General features: G+C 73.3%; 12 protein-coding genes. 3 read left to right on the plus strand and 9 right to left on the minus strand.

The window, feature by feature from the left end:
• The first annotated feature begins 301 nt into the window (after positions 1–301).
• The gene (locus ACWD4B_RS03415) at positions 302–532 is read left to right on the plus strand and encodes a DUF7455 domain-containing protein (RefSeq protein ID WP_086567216.1); all 231 of its coding nucleotides are present in this window, start codon (positions 302–304) and stop codon (positions 530–532) included.
• 112 nt (positions 533–644) lie between these two features.
• On the opposite strand, the gene ACWD4B_RS03420 is transcribed toward ACWD4B_RS03415, so the two are convergent.
• The 7 genes from ACWD4B_RS03420 to ACWD4B_RS03450 form a co-directional block, all read right to left on the minus strand.
• On the minus strand, positions 645–1658 hold the full coding sequence (locus ACWD4B_RS03420; RefSeq protein ID WP_451419189.1) for a S1 family peptidase: 1014 nt from the start codon (positions 1656–1658) through the stop codon (positions 645–647).
• Positions 1659–1797: 139 nt separating this feature from the next.
• A complete protein-coding gene (locus tag ACWD4B_RS03425) occupies positions 1798–3366 on the minus strand; it encodes an RNA polymerase sigma factor (protein WP_451419190.1) in 1569 nt (522 codons plus the stop codon).
• Between the two features lie 381 nt (positions 3367–3747).
• Positions 3748–4632, minus strand: a complete 885-nt coding sequence (locus ACWD4B_RS03430; protein WP_451419191.1) for a FadR/GntR family transcriptional regulator — start codon at positions 4630–4632, stop codon at positions 3748–3750.
• Between the two features lie 285 nt (positions 4633–4917).
• Positions 4918–6729: an ABC transporter ATP-binding protein gene (locus tag ACWD4B_RS03435; protein ID WP_451419192.1), complete on the minus strand. Its 1812-nt coding sequence runs from the start codon at positions 6727–6729 to the stop codon at positions 4918–4920.
• 220 nt (positions 6730–6949) lie between these two features.
• A complete protein-coding gene (locus ACWD4B_RS03440; protein WP_451419193.1) occupies positions 6950–7711 on the minus strand; it encodes an NUDIX hydrolase in 762 nt (253 codons plus the stop codon).
• Between the two features lie 89 nt (positions 7712–7800).
• The gene (locus ACWD4B_RS03445) at positions 7801–9888 is read right to left on the minus strand and encodes a glycogen debranching N-terminal domain-containing protein (protein WP_451419194.1); all 2088 of its coding nucleotides are present in this window, start codon (positions 9886–9888) and stop codon (positions 7801–7803) included.
• 64 nt (positions 9889–9952) lie between these two features.
• Positions 9953–11368, minus strand: a complete 1416-nt coding sequence (locus ACWD4B_RS03450) for a DUF4192 domain-containing protein (protein WP_451419195.1) — start codon at positions 11366–11368, stop codon at positions 9953–9955.
• A gap of 132 nt (positions 11369–11500) precedes the next feature.
• Here ACWD4B_RS03450 and ACWD4B_RS03455 point away from each other — a divergent pair, with 132 nt between their 5' ends.
• On the plus strand, positions 11501–13666 hold the full coding sequence (locus ACWD4B_RS03455) for a RecQ family ATP-dependent DNA helicase (RefSeq protein WP_451419196.1): 2166 nt from the start codon (positions 11501–11503) through the stop codon (positions 13664–13666).
• A gap of 241 nt (positions 13667–13907) precedes the next feature.
• Positions 13908–14486, plus strand: coding sequence for a hypothetical protein (locus ACWD4B_RS03460; protein ID WP_451419197.1), 579 nt, complete (start codon positions 13908–13910; stop codon positions 14484–14486).
• 63 nt (positions 14487–14549) lie between these two features.
• Here the strand turns inward: ACWD4B_RS03460 and ACWD4B_RS03465 are convergent, their stop codons facing one another.
• Positions 14550–15128, minus strand: a complete 579-nt coding sequence (locus ACWD4B_RS03465; RefSeq protein ID WP_451419198.1) for a hypothetical protein — start codon at positions 15126–15128, stop codon at positions 14550–14552.
• 59 nt (positions 15129–15187) lie between these two features.
• Positions 15188–15898, minus strand: coding sequence for a ribonuclease HII (locus tag ACWD4B_RS03470; RefSeq protein ID WP_451419199.1), 711 nt, complete (start codon positions 15896–15898; stop codon positions 15188–15190).
• Positions 15899–15918 lie beyond the last annotated feature (20 nt).

The raw sequence follows: 15918 nt of genomic DNA on the forward strand, positions 1-15918 counted from the left end.
ACCTAGATCACATGTTCGATACCTCCCCGGGGTGACGTGCACATCACGTTCCCTTGGAGGCATGAACCATTTAGGCTCCGGGCACGTCCTCAAGAACAACCCGGCAGCCAGCCGGGGCGGACGACAACCCCCAGCGACGTGAAACCGTAGGCCCACGCAATACGGCTCATTCGCCGCCAAATCGTCAAGATCCGGCTCACTCGGAAGGAAGTTTCGAGGAAAAGCCACGAGCGGGAACGTTTTCGGCCTGGTTGGATGTTGACCCTGGTACGACAGCTCGTCGAGCTAGAGAAGAGGCGACGTGACTACTGTTCTGACCCCCGCGAGCCCGCTGACGGCCGCTGACCGCTGCGACCGGTGCGGCGCTCAGGCATACCTGCGCGTCGTTCTCATGAGCGGCGGTGAACTGCTCTTCTGTGCCCACCACGGGCGCAAGTTCGAGCCAGAACTCAAGAAGATCGCCGCGGAGATACAGGACGAGACGGAGCGGCTCACCGCCGTCCCGGCGTCTGCGTCCGACGAGGACCACTGAGTCCCTCTCGGAACGCTGATACATCGCATTCCACGACGAGCGAGGTCCCGCCACCCAGGGCTGGACAGCCGCGGGCGGCCGCCCCACGGGGAGGCCGCCCGCTCTCGTACCCTCACCGCGGGGTCTTCCCGGGCGGCTGAGCGCCCTGTGGCTGCTGAGCGGCCTGTGCCTGCACGGGAGGCTGCGGCGGCCCCTGAACAGCCGTCTGGGGCGGTGCCGGAGGCGCCGCGGCCGGCGGCGGGGCCTGTGGTGGCGTGACCGCTGCGGGCGGCGCGGCGGGCTGCGGGTTCACGGCAGGCGGCCGCAGCAGGCTGTCGGTGCTGTGCTGCTGCACCAGGGCGGCCACCGCGGAGATGCGCGTGTACACCCCCGGATGCTGCGGCAGGGCGCAACCGCTGCCCCACGACACCAGCCCCACCAGCCGTCCGTCCGCCACCAGCGGCCCCCCACTGTCCCCCTGGCAGGCGTCCCGCCCGCCCTGCAGCACGCCCGCACACAGCATCGACGACGACTGGTACACGGCCTCCTGGCCGCCCGGATACACCCGTCGGCACTGCTCGTCCTCCAGCACGAACACCTGGGACGCCCGCAGCCCGTCCGCATAGTTGCCGTTGCCGATCATGTCCCCCCACCCGTAGACACCAGCCGACGTACCGGGGGCGTAGGCACCGTCCCCGGCCTGCGCCATGGTGATCGGGTAGTTGTCCGGCACCGGTGTGGCCAGAGTGATGACGGCGACGTCCCCCGCGTTGGTCTCCGGGTCGAAGCCCGGGTTGACCCAGATGCTCTTCGGCGGCAGCTCGCTGCCCTGCCGGGTCCGCAGATCGGTGCGGCCGACGATGACGCGCAGGTCCTTCGCGTCCGACGGATCACCGCCGAGCACCTCACGGCTCAGGCAGTGCGCCGCCGTGACGACGGTCGTACGCCCCACCAGCGCCCCGCCGCAGAACTGCCCGGACCGGATGGGGCCGAACCGGTCACGACTCGCCAGAGCCACCGCCCAGGGCGCGTCCGCGATGCTCACCGCCTGCCCGCCGACCACCCCGCGGTCGTCCCCCCGGACAGGGCCCGGCGCCAGCAGGACCAGCACGGCCGTCCCGACCAGCGGGTAGCTCAGGGCACGCATACACCCACCTCTCCTGACCGAATGGAGTTCTTCGCATACCCAGCGTCGTCCCCGCGAGCGGTCGCCGCATCCGGAAGCGGGCAGGGCCCGGCCCCTCCGAAGAGGGACCGGGCCCTGCCCGCAGACCGGATCCGGTGGATCAGTCCAGGTAGTCGCGCAGCACCTGGGAACGCGACGGGTGACGCAGCTTGGACATCGTCTTGGACTCGATCTGGCGAATGCGCTCGCGGGTCACGCCGTAGACCTTGCCGATCTCGTCCAGCGTCTTGGGCTGGCCGTCGGTGAGGCCGAAGCGCATCGAGACGACGCCCGCCTCGCGCTCACTGAGCGTGTCCAGGACGGAGTGCAGCTGCTCCTGCAGGAGCGTGAAGCTGACTGCGTCCGCCGGCACGACCGCCTCGGAGTCCTCGATGAGGTCACCGAACTCGCTGTCGCCGTCCTCGCCCAGCGGGGTGTGCAGGGAGATCGGCTCGCGGCCGTACTTCTGGACCTCGATGACCTTCTCGGGGGTCATGTCGAGTTCCTTGGCCAGCTCCTCCGGGGTGGGCTCGCGGCCCAGGTCCTGGAGCATCTGGCGCTGGACGCGGGCGAGCTTGTTGATGACCTCGACCATGTGCACCGGGATACGGATGGTGCGGGCCTGGTCGGCCATCGCGCGCGTGATGGCCTGGCGGATCCACCAGGTCGCGTACGTGGAGAACTTGTAGCCCTTGGTGTAGTCGAACTTCTCCACCGCGCGGATCAGACCGAGGTTGCCCTCCTGGATGAGGTCCAGGAAGAGCATGCCGCGGCCGGTGTAGCGCTTGGCCAGCGAGACCACCAGACGGAGGTTGGCCTCCAGCAGGTGGTTCTTGGCGCGGCGCCCGTCCTCGGCGATGATCTCCAGCTCGCGCTTGAGCTTCGGGGCCAGCTTGTCGGCGTTCGCCAGCTTGTCCTCGGCGAACAGACCGGCCTCGATGCGCTTGGCGAGCTCGACCTCCTGCTCGGCGTTGAGCAGGGGGACCTTGCCGATCTGCTTGAGGTAGTCCTTGACCGGGTCGGCGGTGGCACCGGCCACCGCGACCTGCTGCGCAGGGGCGTCGTCCTCGTCCTCGTCGGACAGCACGAAGCCCTTGTTCTCGCCGGCCTCTTCCTCTTCTTCACCCTTGCCCGGGGCAGGGGTCTCCTCGAGGAGCTCGTCCTCGAGGAGCTCGTCGGCATCCTTCTTGCCGGCGGTCTTCTTGGCCGCCGTCTTCTTGGCGGCGGTCTTCTTGGCCACCGTCTTCTTGGCCACTGCCTTCTTGGCGGCGGTCTTCTTGGCGGGCGCCACGCCCTCGCCGGCCTCGTCCTCCCCGTACGCGCCCGACTGGGCGGACGTGACGGAGACGGCCGATCCGGCAGGTGCTGCCTGCCGGGAGGTGACCGTCTTGGAGGCGACGGCCTTGGTGGCGGTGCGCTTCGCCGGGCTCTTCGCTGCGACGCTCTTGCGGGTGCGCTTGGGCGCCTCTGCGGCACTGACCATCAGCGTCACACCCTCCTCGTCGAGGACCTGGTTGAGGCTGCGCAGTACGTTCTTCCACTGGGTTGGCGGAATCTGGTCAGCCTCGAAGGCCCGACGCACGTCGTCGCCGGCGATCTGCCCCTCGGCCTTTCCCTGCTCGATGAGCGCCATCAGAGACTCGGATTCGGCGATCTCCGGCGGGAGCGTACGGGATGTGCTGGCCGACACGAACAACCTCTCGGAACGATGGAAACGGCTTCCGGCCCCGGCCCGCCGTTTCGGGCGACCGGTTCCGACGACCGCCGGCAAGGATGAACCGACGGCGCGGGCAGTAGTGCAGAGCAACACAGCGCCTCACGGGAGTCCTGTATTCCCTCCGCGGCTACCACCTCTTTAGTCATCGCGCTGCCTCAAAGAGCGTTACGCCCAATCCTCGTGGCCCGAGTCACACCCCATAACGGAGCGAAAGGACACCGAATCGGGCAGATCACCGCTCCTGGCTCCGGCAGTCGCGCGGAACGGCCCACTCGGCGCGCGCACGGCCGTACGCGCGCGCCGGATGAGCGGTCCCGCGCTGAACCGTCCCGTCCGTACGGTCCCGCCGACCGGTCAGTGCTCGCGCGGCGCGGGGACGACGCGTTCGACCTCCGGGTGGGCGACCAGCAGTTGACGCATCGCCGCCTCCGCTCCGGCCGCGTCGCCCGCTCCCACCGCGTCGACGATCCGCAGGTGCTGACCGACGCCCGCCTCGGTGGGCCGGTCGCAGCCGCTGGACGAGGCCCCGGAGACGTGCAGGGCGGCCGAGACGATGCCCGCGAGGTGCTCCAGCATGCGGTTGCCGGCGACCTGCAGCAGGAGGGAGTGGAACTCGGCGTCGGCGCGGGAGAAGGTGAGCGAGTCGCCCTGGGCCAGGGCGTGCCCCATGATCTCGGCCATGTCGGCCAGCCGCTGCTGGACGTCCTCGCGGCCGTGGCCCGCCGCCAGCCGTGCGGCGAGCGGCTCGATGGTCCAGCGGAGCTCGCACAGCTCGCGGCGCTGGTCGTCCCGCTGCGGGCCGAAGGCCCGCCATTCGATGATGTCCGGGTCGAGCAGGTTCCAGTCGCTGACCGGGCGGACCCGGGTGCCGACGTTGGGGCGGGCGCTGACCAGGCCCTTGGCCTCCAGCACGCGCAGGGATTCGCGGACGACGGTGCGGGAGACCTCGAAGCGCTGCCCGATCTCCTCCGGGACCAGCGGGCGGTCGGCGCCCAGGTCCCCGGAGACGATCATCTGGCCCAGTTGCTGGACGAGCTGGCCGTGCAGGCCCCGGCCGCGGCTGCCGGCCGCACGGCGGCCCGCGCGGCCGAGCTCCGCCTCGCCCTCCCAGGCGGGCGGGACGCCACGGTCGGCCCCGGGGGCCTCGGCGTAGGAGTAGCGGTCAAGCTCGCCCGGGCCGGCGAGGCCGGAATCGGCGGGGCGAGCCGCGGTCATCATGGTGTGCGCAAGGGTACTCACGCTTCCTTTGTCGGCTACACCTTCTGGCCCCTTGAGGTCTTTGGTGAAAAGCACACGAAAGGGTGATCGCCCATTACCTGACAATTGACGCTCAATTGGACATATGGCCGCACTGCTCACGGCAGAGTGAATGCGGAGTGTCACGGCCTCCCGTTCGTCGATTCGCTGCTCGGACAGCGCCCTGGCCACATCTGCCACGGTCATGACCCGGCGACGGCCTCCGTACCCCCGGACCGATTGTCACTCTGCGTGGATCCTTGCGTGGCTCGCGGCTTTAGCACAGCCTCAGCGCGGCCGCCCGCGCAACACGGCGAGGATGTAAGCCCCTCCGAGCCCTGCAAGAGCCAGTGCCAGTGCCCAGCCGACCGGCTGGGCCATCAGCCGCAGCACCGCCGTGAAGCCCTGGTCCATCCCGGACGGCCACTGAACGACGGCCGTCGAGCGCAGCCGCTCCGGAAGACCGGTCAGTGAGCGCACCGCGGGCCGGGCGAACAGTCCGCTCAGCACGGGCACCACGAACACCGGCACCGCCAGGACGGCGAGCAGGCCCAGCCCGGTGGACCGGAAGAGCCCTGCAGCGAAGAGACCGGCCCAGGCGCAGCCCACCGAGAGCACGGCCCACCCGGTCAGTGTGATGCCCCAGTCGTCCGGAAGGGTCGCGACCGGCTCCCCGAAGAGCAGGCGCAGGACGGCGGCGTCGATGCCGACGGAGGCTAGCGCGAGGAACAGCGCGGCTGCGGCGGTGACCGTCAGCTTGGCACCCAGCAGCCCCAGGCGGCGCGGGACAGCACCCTGGTCCGGTCCGAGGGCGGGGTAGCGGAACTCCTGTCCGAAGGCGAGTGCGCCCAGCAGCCCGGCACCGAAGGCGACCGGCGGGAGCGGGAACGCGAGCGGCCAGCCGGTGAGCAGCCGCAGCGCCGGCGGGTTGCCGGTACGGGCGAGCAGCACGGAAACGGCCAAGGAGGCGGCCAGGGCCACGACTCCCACCGTCCAGCCGGTGCGCACCCCCGCGGAGCGGCGCAGTTCATAGCGCAGCGGCCAGGTGGGACCGGGCGCGGCCCGGCGTTTGTGCACACGGGGAGGCGTGCGGGACGAGGAGGCGTCGGCGACCTGTTCTTCGCCCCCGGCGGAGTCCGCGCCGACAGGGCCGCCCGCGACCTCCGGGGTACGACCGTCGGCACGTTCCAGCGGGGTCACGGGGCCGGTGTCGCCGGTCTCCTCGGTCAGGCGGTGCACCAGGATGCCGTGCCGGTACGCGACCTCGCCGACGGCCGCGCCGCTGCTGCCGTAGACGTGGAGCAGGCTGCTCCCGTCGAACGCGACCTCGACGGGAGGGCCGGGGGGCGCGCTCCCCGGCCCCGCTGCCGCCTCCGCCTCCTCACCGAGGAGATGGGCGAGCCGGGCGGCGTGCGGCGAGCGGACGGCGACGCGCGGGCGCAACCGGCAAGCGGCGAACGCGGCGGCCTCCTGGTCCGCGACGAGCCTGCCGTGGTCGATGGTGACGACCTGGTCGCCGAGGCGGGCCGCTTCCATGGCCTCGCGCGAGGTGACGAGGACGGCGCCGCCCTGGGCCGCGTAGCCGCGCAGCATTCCGTGCAGCCATGCGGTCTCGCGGGGGGAGAGGCCGTGGGTCGGTTCGTCGAGGATCAGCGTGTGGGGATCACCGAGGAGCGCGGCGGCCAGGCCGAGGCGGCGGTCCATGCCGAGAGAGAACCCGCCCAGGCGCTGGTCGGCGAGCCCGCTGAGCCCGACGACCTCCAGGACGTCGTCGGCGCGTTCGGCGGGGACCCCGGCGGCGGCACTGAGCATGCGCAGGTGTCCGCGGGCCGTCCGCCCGGGGTGGCCGGGGACGTCGCCCAGGAGCATCCCGATCTCGCGGGTGGGGTGGGGCACCTGGTCCAGGGAGCGGCCGCGGAAGAGGGCGACGCCGCGCCCGGGGTCGAGCCTCAGCATCAGGCGCAGTGCGCTGGTCTTGCCGGCCCCCCGCTCGCCGAGCAGGACGGTGACCCGCCCCGGGCGGGCCTCGAAGGTGAGGTCGTCGACGGCGAGGGGCTTGTTGCGGCGGGGGGCGCTGGTGAGTCCGATGGCCTGGATCATGGCTTCTCTCGCGGGCGCGTGACGTGATTCGGCTCGGCGCGCGGGATCAGCGGTGACCGGCGGGGTCACGACGGCCGGCTCGGCGCGCGGGGCGGGAGGGCGTACCGCAGCACCGTAACCCTGTATGTCTTATTTGCTACGCAATGACGGCTCTTCCGGGGTGTGTGTCACCCCCGATGGACGGACCCGTGGGGCAGGCCGCTCCCGGCCGCCCCGCGGCTTACGCCTCGGGCCGCAGCATCGGCGGGTTGAGCAGCGTGGCCCCGCCCGCGCGGAACAGCTGCGCCGGGCGCCCACCCTGGCGCGTCGTCGTACCGCCGGTGGGGACCAGGAAGCCGGGAGTGCCCGTGACCTTGCGGTGGAAGTTGCGCGGGTCCAGCGCGACGCCCCATACCGCTTCGTAGACCCGGCGCAGTTCGCCGACCGTGAACTCCTGCGGGCAGAACGCGGTGGCCAGCGAGGAGTACTCGATCTTCGAGCGGGCGCGCTCGACGCCGTCCGCGAGGATGCGGGCATGGTCGAAGGCGAGCGGAACGGCCTGCTCGCCCTCGCGCCCGTAGCCGGCCTCCTGATCCAGCAGCTCCTCCACCGGCGCCCAGCGGACGCTGCGCGCGTCGCCTCCCGCCCGCGGGGCCGGCAGGTCGGGGGCGAGGGCGAGGTGCGCCACGCTCACCACCCGCATGCGGGGGTCGCGCTTGGGGTCGCCGTACGTGGCGAGCTGTTCGAGGTGCGCGGCATTCGGGACCACGGGGCCCGCGGGGTCGTGGGCATGCAGGCCGGTCTCCTCGGACAGCTCCCGTGCGGCCGCCGTGGTCAGATCCTCGTCGGCCCGTACGAACCCGCCCGGCAGCGCCCATCGACCCTGGAACGGGGGCTCACCACGGCGCACGGCCAGCGCGCACAGCGCATGGCGACGCACGGTCAGCACGACCAGGTCGACGGTCACGGCAAAGGGCGGAAAGGCCGACGGGTCGTAGGGCATGACGCGATCATAGTCGTCTGCCTGACGATAAACAGGCTCTTGGGCCACGCCCGCGGGCGGTCCTTCGGTCAGTCCGGCGTGCACGGCGCTCACATCCCCAACTGCAGGCCACCGGCGGCTTCCTCGACCATGCCGAGCCCGAGCCTGCTGATCCTGACGGCAAAGGGCTGCCCGGCGACGCGCAGCCCGGTGAAACGAAGGGCCCCCAGCGGGGCGTTGCGCAGCGGCCGGACCGCCACGCTGCCCCCGGGCACGTCGGGCCGCACCCCGGCGAGCACGGCCAGCAGCTGGACCGCACCCGCGGCGGCGACGGCCGCGGGACGGCAGGCGGCCGGATGCGGCAGCGGCACGCCGCCCCTGGCCCGCTGCTCCCCCGCGTACATCTCCGGCAGCCGGTGGCCGAAGGCCTCGGCGGCGTCGACCACTCCTCGCAACAGCCCGCTCGCCTCGTTCTCGTATCCGGCCGCCGCGAGGCCCGCGACGGCAACGGCCGTCTCGTGGACCCGCACGGCGCCGCTCCGATGCCCGAACGGGTTGTACCCGGCCTCTCTCGCACCGAGGCTGCGCAGGCCCCAGCCGGAGTCGAGGGCCGGCCCGCCGAACAACCTGGCCAGTTGCTCGGTCTGCACCTTGTCGAGCAGCCCCGGGGCGACCCGGCCCTCACCGAGCAGCCCCGTGTCGAGCAGGTGCGCGGCGGCGCAGCCCAGGTGGGGTATGCGGCGGCCGTCGGGGGTGAGGCACGCCACCGGTCGGCCACCGCCCGCGTCGTCGGCCCAGAAGTCCTCCCGGAAGCGGCGCCTGAGCCCGGCGGCCCAGTCGAGCAGCTCCTCGGCCCCGGGTCGGCCGAACGCCATGAGGAGGTCCGCGCCCAGCAGCGCGGCCCGGTGCGCATGGGCCTGCACCTCGCAGCGGTAGGGGCCGCCGGGCACCGGGTCCGCGAGGTACCCGCTGTCCCCGGCTGCTGCGCGGAGCCAGGCCAGGCACCGCTCGGCCGCGGGCACGAGCGGCTCCGTCTCCTGTGGTGGCAGCCCCCACCGCCGGGCCTCGGCCAGGACCGTCGGGAAGAGCAGCGTCGCCTCGACGCCCGTGCAGCCTGGCGGCACATGGCCACCGACGTGCCGCAGGGGGCCGGGGATGCGGCCGGCGTCGGGCCCGGGCCCCGTGAGCTGGGTGCGTGCCAGTGTGCGCAGCGTCCCTGCGGCGAGGCCGGTGCCCAGGGGAAGGGCCATCCGGGCGGCCCACAGGGCCTCGGCCGGGGAGAGGCGGCCGCAGCGCCAGGGAATGCCGGCGGCGAGATGGGCGTCGCCCGGGTGCACGGGGTCGCGCACCAGCAGGGCCCGCAGATCCTCCAGGCTCGCCGCCAGCAGGGCAGCGGCCCGCGGGTCGTCCCCTTCGGCCTCCGCATCGCTCCATGGGGGTGCTCCGCCACGGTCACGGCTGCCGTTCCCGCCCGCATGCGGGCGGCCGGGGACGTCCGGACGGACCCGGAGCTCGATGCTGTGGCTGCCGCCGGGCGGCAGCCGTATCTCCCAGCACAACAAGCCTGCCGAGGCCAGGACGTCACCGGGCGCGGGGTCGGCGGTGACCACCGCCTGCCCGCCGGGGCCCGACCAGCGGAGCCCCGAGGCGTGCACCCCGGCGGGGAGCTCCGGCCCGGCCAGCCCCGCCGCCACCGCACCCAGCTCGGCGAGGTCGGTGCCCAGGGACACCTCCAGGGCCAGCCGAACCTCCTGGACCGCCGCGCTGCGCAGGGTGATGCGCTCGGTGCCCTCGGCGTCCCGCAGCCGCTCGACGGTGACGGCCGGGTCGGGCCCGGCGTCGGCCGCCGTCCGCACCGTGCCGACGAACCGGGCCCGGCCCGCGGCGATCATGCGCCCCTGCACGGGCACCGGCTCGGCGCCCGCGACCCGCACCCTGCACCGCGCGAGCAGGCGCCGCCCTCCGCGGTAGAAACCGTCGAGGCCCTGGCCGGTCAGCTGCCCGTGCTCGCCGGAGATGGCCAGGGCGGGCAGCGCGACGCAGATCAGCGCCCCGTGCACAGGGGCCGGTCCGGGAGGGCGTCCGCCGGCGGGGCGCCGGGGTGCGGGCGGGCGGTGGGCCTGCTGACCGTTGGGGGCAATGCCTTGCACTCGTCTGCGCTCCCTGGGGGCATCACGGTCCGGATGTCGAACAGCCATTGCGGGCTACATGGGTGAACGGTGCAGGCCCCGCGGAGGTCACGGTGGCCGCTCCACAGCGCGGTCACTGACGGCTCCGCGTGCCCCGCTGCCCGGTGCGCCGTCGCGGCCGGGCCCTGCCCGCGGGGCCGTTGGCCGTCGCCGGGCCGCCAGAAGCGTCCGTCGTCGCAGGGCGGCGGCGCCTGGCGGGCGGTGCCTTGTCCGCTGCCGCGGATGTGCCCGGCTTCGCCTCCGCTCCCCCGGACTGGCCCGCCCTCGCACGGTCGCTCCCGGCACCGTTCGTCCCGGCCTCGACGGCGGAGGCCAATGCCCGGTCGGCCCGTTCCTGGCGGAGGCAGCGGCGCAGGAGCTCCGGGTCCAGGCCTTCGTTGCAGGCGCGGTGCAGCAGCTGGGCGAAGAGGTATCCGGGATCGATGGTCAGCGCGCCGCCCAGGGCGACCCTCGCCTCGGGATGGTCCCCGACGGACCAGGCCACCCAGCCGGCCAGGGCGAACGGCGCCGTGGCGTGCTCCTGGTACGGCGGCACGCAGCGGCGGGCGAGGGCCCGCCAGAGCCGCAGCGCCGCCGGGGCCTGCGGGCCCTCCATCCACTCGGCGGCCCGGTCGCGCGCGGCCCGGTCCTGCAGGCCGATGATGACCGCCGCCGCTTCGTCGACGCCGACCAGCGCGTCGTCCCGCGCGTCGGAGTCCGTGCGCTGTGCGCCGGGCTCCGCCTCGTGGAACCGGTCCAGCAGCAGCCGCACCAGGTCCAGCGTCTCCTGCCGGACCGTCTCGCAGTTCGTGCCGCTCAGGATGCGGGGCACGAGGTCGGCGGCGGCCCCGTCCAGCGCCCGCAGCTGCGCCTCGGCCCGGTCTCCGGTGAGGGGTGCGTAGCGGGCCTCCATCTCACGCAGCGTGCCCCGCACCTGGATGCCCGCGTAGGCGGCGGCCGCCGCCATCACCGAGGTCCCGGGGAGGGCCAGCGGCACGCCTTCCGGCGGGCAGCAGCGTTCGTCGGGACAGCAATAGGACCAGAACCGGCCGCCGGAGATGCACAGCGCCTCGTAGACCGGCACGTCGAGGCTGCCGCACGCGATGCGCAGGCACTGCGCGAGCGGCTGGAGCCGCTTCATGATCTCGAGGGCCGTCTCCCCCTCGCCGGGGTCCCGGCAGAGGAACAGCACGATGCCGTCGGGCCGGGCGCCCCGCTTGGCGCTGCCCGCGACCAGGGTCTCGGCGAGCTGGTCACACACGTCGGGCCACTCGTTCCGGCTGCCGGGGATGCCGAGCCTGAGCCGCCCGCCGAAGCGGCCGCGGTCGCCGTGCAGCGCCACCATGACGATGCTGTCGGTCGGGTGAAATCCCATCAAGTAGGGGAGGGCGTCGGCGAGTTCGGCCGGACTGCGGAGGGTGATCTGGGATTCCGGCCGGGGATCCCAGGGGGCGGACGAGGAGTCGGCGGATGCGGCGGACGGGCGGGAAGTTTCGTCGCGGTTGCTCATGGCCCGAGGGTCCCGTGAGCCCGCCGAGGCCCGCCAGCCCTGTGGATAACCCCTGCCATATGGTCCTACTAATACTGAGGGCTGTGGACAGTGCGTTCGCGCGGTGTCAGTGATGTCGTGTTGCATGGGGGCATGACCAACGAAGCCCTCCGTGCCTCGGCCGACGCCGTCCTCGCCCGTCTCGTCGGAGACGCCACGGGCGAGGCGCGACTGCGCGAGGACCAGTGGCGAGCGATCGAGGCGCTGGTCGCCGACCGCCGCCGTGCCCTCGTCGTCCAGCGCACAGGCTGGGGCAAGTCCGCGGTGTACTTCGTGGCCACGGCACTCCTGCGCGAGCGCGGCAGCGGGCCCACGGTGATCGTCTCCCCGCTTCTGGCGCTCATGCGCAACCAGGTGGAGGCGGCCGCGCGCGCAGGCATCCGGGCGCGCACGATCAACTCCTCGAACACCGAGGAGTGGGACACCGTGCAGGCCGAGATCGCCGCGGGCGAGGTCGACGTGCTGCTGGTCTCGCCGGAGCGCCTCAACAATCCCGACTTCCGCGACCAGGTGCTGCCCAAGCTCGCTGCCGCCACCGGCCTGCTCGTCGTCGACGAAGCGCACTGCATCTCCGACTGGGGCCACGACTTCCGGCCCGACTACCGCAGGCTGCGCACCATGCTCGCCGAGCTGCCCCCGGGCGTCCCCGTGTTGGCGACGACGGCCACCGCCAACGCCCGCGTCACCGCGGACGTCGCGGAACAGCTGGGCACGGGCGAGGGGGCGGAGAAGGCGCTCGTCCTGCGCGGGCCGCTGGACCGGGAGAGCCTGAGCCTGGGCGTCCTCCGGCTGCCCGACGCCGCCCACCGGCTGGCCTGGCTCGCCGACCACCTCGGCGAGCTGCCCGGGTCCGGCATCATCTACACCCTCACCGTCGCCGCCGCCGAGGAGGTCGCGGCATTCCTGCGCCACCGCGGCCACACCGTCGCCTCCTACACGGGCAAGACCGAGAACGCCGACCGCCAGCAGGCCGAGGAGGATCTGCTCGCCAACCGCGTCAAGGCACTTGTGGCCACATCCGCACTGGGCATGGGATTCGACAAGCCGGACCTGGGATTCGTGGTCCACCTCGGCTCCCCCTCCTCCCCCATCGCCTACTACCAGCAAGTGGGCCGCGCAGGGCGCGGGGTGAAGCACGCGGAGGTGCTGCTGCTGCCCGGCCGCGAGGACGAGGCGATCTGGAGCTACTTCGCCTCGCTCGCCTTCCCCCCGGAGGAGCAGGTGCGCCGCACGCTCGACGTGCTGGCCGCATCGGACGTCCCGCTCTCCCTCCCCGCGCTGGAACCCCGGGTGGAACTACGCCGTTCGCGCCTGGAGACCATGCTCAAGGTGCTCGACGTGGACGGCGCCGTCCACAGAGTGCGCGGCGGCTGGACGGCGACCGGCCGCCCCTGGGAGTACGACGCCCAGCGCTACGCCTGGGTCGCCGAGCAGCGCACGGCCGAACAGCAGGCGATGCGCGACTACGCGACGACAACGGCCTGCCGGATGGAGTTCCTGCGGCGGCAGTTGGACGACGAGCAGGCTGCCCCGTGCGGCCGTTGCGACAACTGCGCAGGGCCGCGGTTCACCGCCGAGGTGTCCGAGGCCGCCCTGGGTGCTTCGCGGGGCGAGCTGGGGCGTCCCGGCGTGGAAGTGGAGCCGCGGCGCATGTGGCCGACGGGCCTGCCCGCCGTCGGTGTCGACCTCAAGGGCCGCATTCCCGCGGGCGAACAAGCCGCTCCGGGGCGTGCCCTCGGCCGGCTCTCCGACATCGGCTGGGGCAACCGCCTGCGGCCGATGCTCGCACCCCAGGCACCGGACTGCCCCGTTCCGGACGATGTCTCCGCCGCCGTGGTGACCGTCCTGGCCGACTGGGCCCGGGGCCCCGGGGGTTGGGCCTCCGGTGCCCCGGACGCCCCCGCCCGGCCGGTGGGCGTCGTCACCCTGGCCTCGCGCACCCGCCCGCAGTTGATCCGGTCGCTGGGCGAACGCATCGCCGCCGTCGGCCGCATGCCCCTGCTCGGCACGGTCGAGTACCGCGACGACCACACGGACACAAGAGTGCCGCGCTCCAACAGCGCCCAGCGCCTGCGCGCGCTGGAGGGCGCACTGGCCGTACCGCCGCAGCTCGCGGAGGCGCTCGCGGCCGCCGACGGTCCGGTGCTCCTGGTCGACGACTTCACCGACTCGGGCTGGACATTGGCCGTCGCTGCGCGGCTGTTGCGGCGGTCCGGGGCCGGGCAGGTGTTTCCGCTGGTCCTGGCCGTGCAGGGATGAGTGGGGGCGAAGGCGGGCAACACCACCGGGGATGAGCGCGGCGGAGGGGGGAATTCAGTCGGCGGACCGCCGGATACCGGTCACGGGTGGGAATCGATCGTTGCCGCACGGCCATCGGTCCCGGGAGAATTGCCCCGGCTCCCCGCTCCCGCCCGTCCACGGCTTCCGTGGACGGCTGCCGCGGTGTGCATTCCTGCCCGAACTCCCGCCCGGACACGGGCGTGCAGACGAAGGGAGAATCATGGCCTTCGGCTTGGCTCCGCCTCCCCCGGCCGATCCCGTTCCCCGTCTGGGCAGGCTCCTCGAGCCCGCCGCATGGGCCGCGTGCGGCGTCCCGCTGCTGCGCAACCCGCGCGAGGTCGTCACCGGGCTGCATGCACGCCATCTGCCCACACCGGCCACGGCGGTGGTCGCCGTGCTCGACCCGGACGAACGGCTCGCCGCGAGCGCCTCCTTCGTCAGACGTGCCGGCCCGCCCGACGGCTGGGAGCTGCGCAACGCGCTGCTCGCCCAGTTGCGCCGGGTGATCCCGCACGACCTGCGCAGGCGCGTTCCCGTCCGTACCGCCGTCCTGCTCTACTGCCGTGAGGGCGAGGCCCATTGGACGCAGGAGGACGGCGCCTGGATGTGGGGCCTGCGTGACGCCTGCAGCCTGCACGGGCTGCGCTGTGGCGCGTACATCACGCTGACGGCAACCGGCTGGCACATCCTCGGCGAAGGCCGCAGCGGACGGCAGCCGTGCTCCCTGGCACGTGTTCCCGCCCCGCTCAGCGCCGGTGGCGGGGCGCCCGGGGCGCACCGTCACACGGCAGCCCGGTGACCGCGCAGGCCGCCTGTTGCGCCGCCGACGGCCGGACCGGCCGGCCCTCGGCGGCGCGGACGATCAGACGCCCGTGGCCAGAAGGGGATTGACCCTCTGCGGGTCTCCGCAGACGATCAGCAGGGCGCCGGCCCGGGCCATGGCCGCGGGAAGCGCAGTGCTCACCGCGGAGTCCGAGCCGCCGTTGACGGCCACGACGACGACCGGGCGGGATGCCGCACGCTGTGCGTCGGCGCCCGCGTAGAAGACGTCGTCGGCCGTGTCGCACTGCGCCCAGTACGACGCTTCACCGAAGGACAGTTCGTGCGCGGCCCACGGGTGCAGGTCGCCGGTGGTGAGCACCAGGACTTCGCCGGGGGCACGCCCGGTGTCCAGCAACAGGTCGACGGCCTCGTCCGCGGCGTCCAGGGCACCCGCCGCGGAAGCGGGGATGAGCTGGATCTGCGGAGTGGCCGCCGGGGCCGTCCGCTGCGGGGTGCGCGGGGACGGCACAGTTGCAGCGCCGGGGGTGCCGGGCCGAACGGGGGCCGGGCGGGGGCCAGGGACAGGACGGGGGGTCGACGCCGTGCGGCCGACGGCCGCCACTGCGCGAGGACCCGGGACGCTCTCGTGAATCTGAGGCTCCTCGGGGATGAGAGGCATGAGTTGATGTTTATCAAACGCCGGTGCGGGCTGCGTCGGCGGGTGCCGCTTCGGGCCGGTCAGAAGTCGAACCCGAGCTGACCGCCCGCCTCCGGGGAAGCACCGGCGCGGGGTGCCGGAACGGCCCGAACCCGCTTCAGGTGCTGCCACTTGGGCAGTGAGTCCAGGTAGGACCAGGACAGCCGGTGGTACGGGGTGGGGCCGAGCTCCTCCAGGGCCGCGCGGTGCACCGGCGAGGGATAGCCGGCGTTGTCGCAGAACCCGAAGTCGGCGTGGCCGGTGCCCAGTTCGGCCATCATGGCGTCCCGCCGGACCTTGGCGATCACGGAGGCCGCCGCGACGGCCACGCAGGACTGGTCACCCTTGATGACCGTACGGACCTTCCAGGGCTCGCCGAGGTAGTCGTGCTTGCCGTCGAGGATCACCGCGTCGGGCCGTACGGGCAGCGCGTCCAGGGCTCGGGTCGCGGCCAGCCGCAGGGCGGCCGTCATGCCCAGCTCGTCGATCTCCAGCGGGGAGGCATCGCCGAGGGCATAGGCGGTGACCCAGGTCTCGAGCTCCCCGGCGAGCGCCAGCCGGCGCCTGGGGGTCAGCAGCTTGGAGTCGGTGAGGCCGTCCGGCGGGCGGCGCAGACCGGTGACGGCTGCGCACACGGTGACCGGACCGGCCCAGGCACCGCGGCCGACCTCGTCGACACCGGCGACGACCTTGGCTCCCGTCGTCGCTCGGAGCGAGCGTTCGACGCTGTGGGTGGGCGGTTGGTAGGGCATGGCGTCAGCAAGGTTACGCT

It is taken from the genome of Streptomyces sp. NPDC002536 (assembly GCF_053594995.1).

Excerpts from the sequence above, each read along its gene's own strand:
- ACWD4B_RS03420 (WP_451419189.1), bottom strand. The coding sequence starts at position 1,658 with ATGCGTGCCCTGAGCTACCCGCTGGTCGGGACGGCCGTGCTGGTCCTG.
- ACWD4B_RS03435 (WP_451419192.1), bottom strand. The coding sequence starts at position 6,729 with ATGATCCAGGCCATCGGACTCACCAGCGCCCCCCGCCGCAACAAGCCC.
- ACWD4B_RS03440 (WP_451419193.1), bottom strand. The coding sequence starts at position 7,711 with ATGCCCTACGACCCGTCGGCCTTTCCGCCCTTTGCCGTGACCGTCGAC.
- ACWD4B_RS03445 (WP_451419194.1), bottom strand. The coding sequence starts at position 9,888 with ATGGCTGTTCGACATCCGGACCGTGATGCCCCCAGGGAGCGCAGACGA.
- ACWD4B_RS03450 (WP_451419195.1), bottom strand. The coding sequence starts at position 11,368 with ATGAGCAACCGCGACGAAACTTCCCGCCCGTCCGCCGCATCCGCCGAC.
- ACWD4B_RS03455 (WP_451419196.1), top strand. The coding sequence starts at position 11,501 with ATGACCAACGAAGCCCTCCGTGCCTCGGCCGACGCCGTCCTCGCCCGT.
- ACWD4B_RS03460 (WP_451419197.1), top strand. The coding sequence starts at position 13,908 with ATGGCCTTCGGCTTGGCTCCGCCTCCCCCGGCCGATCCCGTTCCCCGT.
- ACWD4B_RS03465 (WP_451419198.1), bottom strand. The coding sequence starts at position 15,128 with ATGCCTCTCATCCCCGAGGAGCCTCAGATTCACGAGAGCGTCCCGGGT.
- ACWD4B_RS03470 (WP_451419199.1), bottom strand. The coding sequence starts at position 15,898 with ATGCCCTACCAACCGCCCACCCACAGCGTCGAACGCTCGCTCCGAGCG.